8 protein-coding genes are annotated in these 4,762 nt (G+C 61.7%); 5 read left to right on the forward strand and 3 right to left on the reverse strand.

Annotated elements, in window-relative coordinates; genetic code table 11:
• The coding region (locus tag AC1DUU_RS23305) for a DUF922 domain-containing Zn-dependent protease (protein ID WP_476785758.1) at positions 1–488 on the reverse strand (488 nt) is incomplete at its 3' end.
• Positions 489–640: 152 nt separating this feature from the next.
• Here AC1DUU_RS23305 and folP point away from each other — a divergent pair.
• The 3 genes from folP to folK are packed head-to-tail and all read left to right on the forward strand — an operon-like array spanning position 641 to position 2,365.
• Positions 641–1,489: a dihydropteroate synthase gene (gene folP, locus AC1DUU_RS23310; protein WP_476785759.1), complete on the forward strand. Its 849-nt coding sequence runs from the start codon at positions 641–643 to the stop codon at positions 1,487–1,489.
• 5 nt (positions 1,490–1,494) lie between these two features.
• Positions 1,495–1,854: a dihydroneopterin aldolase gene (folB, locus tag AC1DUU_RS23315; RefSeq protein ID WP_476785760.1), complete on the forward strand. Its 360-nt coding sequence runs from the start codon at positions 1,495–1,497 to the stop codon at positions 1,852–1,854.
• A complete protein-coding gene (folK, locus tag AC1DUU_RS23320; RefSeq protein ID WP_476785761.1) occupies positions 1,838–2,365 on the forward strand; it encodes a 2-amino-4-hydroxy-6-hydroxymethyldihydropteridine diphosphokinase in 528 nt (175 codons plus the stop codon). The genes folB and folK overlap by 17 nt, the downstream gene beginning before the upstream one ends.
• On the opposite strand, the gene AC1DUU_RS23325 is transcribed toward folK, so the two are convergent.
• Positions 2,362–3,015 carry a hypothetical protein gene (locus AC1DUU_RS23325; protein ID WP_476785762.1) on the reverse strand — a complete coding sequence of 218 codons (654 nt, stop codon included), beginning with the start codon at positions 3,013–3,015 and terminating at the stop codon, positions 2,362–2,364. The two genes, folK and AC1DUU_RS23325, sit on opposite strands and share 4 nt — an antisense overlap.
• Positions 3,012–3,311 (reverse strand): DUF3572 domain-containing protein, encoded by a 300-nt coding sequence (locus AC1DUU_RS23330; protein WP_476785763.1) that lies wholly within the window; start codon positions 3,309–3,311, stop codon positions 3,012–3,014. Before AC1DUU_RS23330 ends, AC1DUU_RS23325 begins: the two co-directional genes overlap by 4 nt.
• A 212-nt stretch (positions 3,312–3,523) precedes the next feature.
• Between AC1DUU_RS23330 and AC1DUU_RS23335 the strand changes: the two genes are divergently transcribed.
• Complete coding sequence (locus AC1DUU_RS23335; RefSeq protein ID WP_476785764.1) at positions 3,524–3,895, forward strand: response regulator; 372 nt, start codon at positions 3,524–3,526, stop codon at positions 3,893–3,895.
• A gap of 31 nt (positions 3,896–3,926) precedes the next feature.
• A partial coding sequence (locus AC1DUU_RS23340; protein ID WP_476785765.1) for a response regulator occupies positions 3,927–4,762 on the forward strand: 836 nt, incomplete at its 3' end.

Genomic DNA, 4,762 nt, shown 5'->3' on the forward strand with positions numbered 1-4,762 from the left:
ATGCGATTGCTCGTCGCCTTGGCCTTGGCGGCCGCGATGTCGCACGACTTCTGCCTGCCGATCGCTTTCAACGCGTTTTCGAGTTCGCGCGCGTGATTTTTGGCAATCACCACGTGGCTTTCCTCGTGGCGCTTGATGTCGGCCGATAGCGTGTTCCAGATCAGCTTGACGTCCTGAGGCGTCTTGCCGCTCTGGCGCCAGCGCGGCAAGATCACCTTGGCCTTGACGGTGACCTGGGCCGAGACGATGGCACAGCCACCTTTGACCTCGGCATAGCCGATGCGGCTGGTGAACTCCATTTGCGTCGCGCCTGGATGCCGGCCGCCGGTGCTTTTGACCTCGGGGCCGCGAGTCATCAGCTGATGTTCGATCTCGTCGAGCGTCTTACCGGTGATGGTGAAATAGCTGTAGGATTTCGAAACGGTTGCCGCCTGGGCGGGGAGGCAGATGCCCCCGGCAAGCAAGGCGGCGAGGAAGAGATGCTTCATTGTGTTGCCTCTTGGCCTACCTTGCGTTAGGGGCGATGGCGGCGCATGGAAAATGCATTGTGCCGCAGAAATGACCGTGCAGCGAGTTGAAGCTGCAAGCGTTGATATTTCGTGACGTGGTCTGTCCTCTGGAATTCTTTTGTGGCGACGGCATGACCGACAAACGATGGCAATTGGCGCATGGGCGCCATATCGACCTCGGCGACAGGGGGCTTGTGATGGGCATCCTCAACGTCACGCCTGACAGTTTTTCCGATGGTGGTGCGTTCATTGCGCCCGAGCTCGCGCTTGAGCAGGCCCGCCGCATGGTTGCCGAAGGTGCGGTGATCGTCGACGTCGGTGGTGAATCGACACGGCCCGGAGCCGCGCCCGTCTCCGCCACCGAAGAGCAGGATCGCGTGCTGCCGATTATCGCTGCGCTTGCCAAGTCGAGCGAAACGCTGATTTCGGTCGATACCTATCGCGAGGAGACGGCGCGGCTTGCTGTTGACGCTGGGGCGCATATCGTCAACGACGTCTGGGGCCTCCACCGCGAACCCGGTATCGCCAAGGTTGCCGCCGAAGCCGGGGCAGGGCTCGTCATCATGCACACCGGCCGCGATCGCGACAAACTGCCCGATGTGATCGACGACCAGTTTCTTTTCCTCCGCCGCTCGCTTGAGATCGCTGGCGAAGCTGGCGTGAGCGACGCGCAGATCATGCTCGATCCGGGTTTTGGCTTCGCCAAGGATTCGGATGAAAATCTTGACCTCATGGCGCGGTTCTCCGAGCTTTCCGAGCTTGGCTATCCGCTGCTCGCCGGAACGTCGCGCAAGCGCTTCGTCGGCCACGTCACTGGGCGTGACGCTGCCGAGCGCGATGCCGGGACGGCGGCGACCAGCGTCATACTCCGCATGCAGGGCGCGCATATATTTCGCGTCCATAATGTCGCAATCAACGTGGACGCGCTGGCATTCGCCGATGCTATGCTGGCGCGCCAGACCAACCTGCCGGGACGCTGACCCAGATGTATCTTATCCGTATGAAAAACTGCGCCTTCTTTGCCCGGCACGGCGTGCTCGACGAAGAAGAGACACTTGGCCAGCGCTTCTATGTCGATGCCGAGCTGACGGTCGATCCGGACCGTCCGCTGGAAGACGACTCGATGCAGAGTACCGTCGACTATGGCGTCGCCTTCCAGGTCATTGAAAAGATCATCACCGGCCAGCGCCGGTTCCTGATCGAAGCGCTGGCACAGGAATGTGGCAGGGCGCTTGCCGCGCGTTTTCCGCAGATCAAGCGCGCTGAAATCACGGTTCGCAAGCCGAATGCCCCAGTGCCCGGCGTTCTGGATTACGTAGAGGTGACCGTTGTCTGGCCAGGTTGAGGAGCGAGCCTTTCTCAGCCTCGGCGGCAATCTCGGCGATCCGGCGAAATCGATGGCTGCAGCACTGCATCTGCTCGACGCCAGCGGCAGTACGCATGTGGTTACTGTCTCCTCGCTTCATCGCACGCCGCCCTGGGGCAAGGTCGATCAGCCCGATTTCCTGAATGTCACCGCAGAGGTCGCGACCTCGCTGGCGCCGCTCGAACTGCTGGATTTGTGCCTTGAGGTTGAACGCAGGCTCAAACGCGTACGCGTCGAGCGCTGGGGGCCACGTCTCATCGACATTGACGTACTGTTGCTCGGCAACAGCAATGTCAGCGATGTCGGGCTGGAAATCCCGCATCCGCGCATGCTCGACCGGGCGTTCGTGATGGTGCCTTTGGCCGAAATCGCGCCAGATCTGATGCTCGCGGGCAAGTCGGCGACCGAATGGGCCGCAGCGCTTGATAGCGCTGGCATCGAAAGGCTCGATTCCGGCCGCGACTGGTGGCGCGACCTGGGCGAATATTAAAGCCCGAGGGCCGCGGCGATCTTCGGCGCGGCTTCGGCCCAATCGTCTGCAATGACGATGCCGTCCGGCATGGGCGGCAGCAGCAGCCGCATCTCGCGATAAGACATCAGATTGAACAGATGTGCGTCGGCAACCGCATCGCGCACCGAAACGAGGTTGTGCGGAATGTCGTCGACAAAGGCGACCTGGCGGCCGCTTTCACCCCGCAACTGCCTGAGTGCAGGTCCTTTCGCCGTTTCCGTCGTCAAGAGCGGGTAGGGGAAGCCGAGCGCGTCGAGATGCAGTCGCCTGACGTCGCGATGGCGATGCGGCATCGCCGTCAGCATCACGACCTCGGCATGGCCCGCCAGGTCGGCCACGGCCTCGGCGGCACCCATTGCCGCTGTCTGCCATTCGCGCTGGGCGTGGAAAAAGCCGTCGAGCAGGGCAGATACCGCGGCTTGTTCAAGCGCGACCTGGGTCTTTTTGTCGACGATGTTGCCGGTCAGGCGGAAGGACTTTGCCAGGAATACCAGTCCCTGCGCGTCGAGGAAGCGCATGAAGGGAACCATGAACTCCAGCAATACGTCGTCGACGTCGAGCACCAGTAGCGGGCGTGTGTCGCGGGCAAGCTCCGCGATCTGTCGTGCGGTTTCAGGATCTTCGCTCATGCCGAACGCTCGTGATCGTCGTCTCCAAGTGGCAGCGCACGCGCGGCGCTGCTGACGTCACCGGGTGCAATTCCGGTTTCTTGCGAAAAGCGCAGCAGCGTCGGCTCATGGGCCAGGAGGAACTGCAGGACGCCGGTGAGGAAGCCGGGTTCTTGCGCCGCACGGCGGATATGCTGGGCTTCGATACCGGTGATGGCCAGGAAACGCGGCAGAAGCTCGGGGTCGGAGGCGACGAAAGCCAGGGCCTGAATGGCCAGAGCCTGAGCGTTCTCTTGCGATTGCTGGTTCTTTTGCATCGGATTTCCGCTTTGTTCCACTTGCCTCGGGAGTAGCCGCTAGCGGGTCGCGCGGCAACGGGTAAAGCAGCTGCGCAACGATCCGTGATTTGGCAGGGGCGTTTTACGTTTCGTAATGTTCTTGAGTTAACGTCGGATTCGGGGTTGGTGTGCGCGTCGGGTGCGCATGATGATTGCCGCCGAGACGCGGTGTGCAATCGAGGCGGAATGCTATGGCTAAGAAAGTGATGATCGTCGAGGACAACGAGCTCAATATGAAGCTCTTTCGCGACCTCATCGAAGCAAGCGGCTACGAGACCGTGCGCACGCGCAACGGCTTGGAGGCGCTCGACCTTGCCCGTACGCACAGGCCTGACCTCATCTTGATGGACATCCAGCTGCCGGAGGTTTCGGGGCTGGAAGTCACCAAATGGCTGAAGGAGGATGACGACCTCCACACGATCCCGGTCATCGCCGTCACCGCTTTTGCCATGAAAGGCGACGAGGAGCGGATCAGGCAGGGTGGTTGCGAAGCCTACATTTCCAAGCCGATCTCGGTACCGCGCTTCATCGAGACGATCAAATCCTATCTGGGCGATGCCTGATGTGCTCGCCGGCTCGCTCGAGGTACTAGGCATGACCGCGCGCATCCTCGTCGTTGACGACATTCCGGCCAATGTGAAGCTGCTCGAAGTCAGGCTGCTTGCGGAGTATTTCGAGGTGCTGACCGCCTTCAACGGTCCCGACGCGATTGCCGCCTGCGAGGACGGCAAGGTCGATGTCGTCCTGCTCGATGTGATGATGCCCGGCATGGACGGCTTTGAGGTTTGCCGCCGCCTGAAGGCCGATCCAGCCACCGCGCATATTCCTGTGGTAATGGTCACCGCACTCGATCATGTCACCGATCGCGTGCGCGGGCTCGATGTCGGTGCGGACGACTTCCTCACCAAGCCGGTCAACGACCTGCAATTGATCACGCGGGTGAAAAGCTTGGTCCGTCTCAAGGTTCTGACCGATGAGCTGCGCCTGCGCGCCTCGACCACCCACAGCATCGGCGTGGATGAGCTTCTGGCTCGGCGCGACCTGCTACAAGGCGCTTTGCCGAAGGTGTTGTTGATCGACGAGATGACGTCGTCAGCCGCTCATATTTGCGCGCTGCTGGATGGTGCTGCCGAGGCGCATATCGCCGCCGACCCGCAATCCGGGATCTTCAACGCTGCCGAAGGGACCTATGAGTGCGTCATCGTGTCGACCGGGTTTTCGGAGTTCGATCCGTTGCGGCTGTGCTCGCAGCTGCGCTCGCTCGACCGCACCCGCTCGCTGCCGATTGTGCTGTTGGTCAACAAGGGCGAGGATGAGCTCATCATTCGCGGCCTCGAGCTCGGCATCAATGACTATCTGGTGCGTCCGCTCGACCGGCAGGAACTGATTGCACGGCTGCGCACCCAGGTGCGCCGCAAGCGCTACAACGA

Source organism: Aminobacter sp. P4_H6_2 (assembly GCF_056400805.1).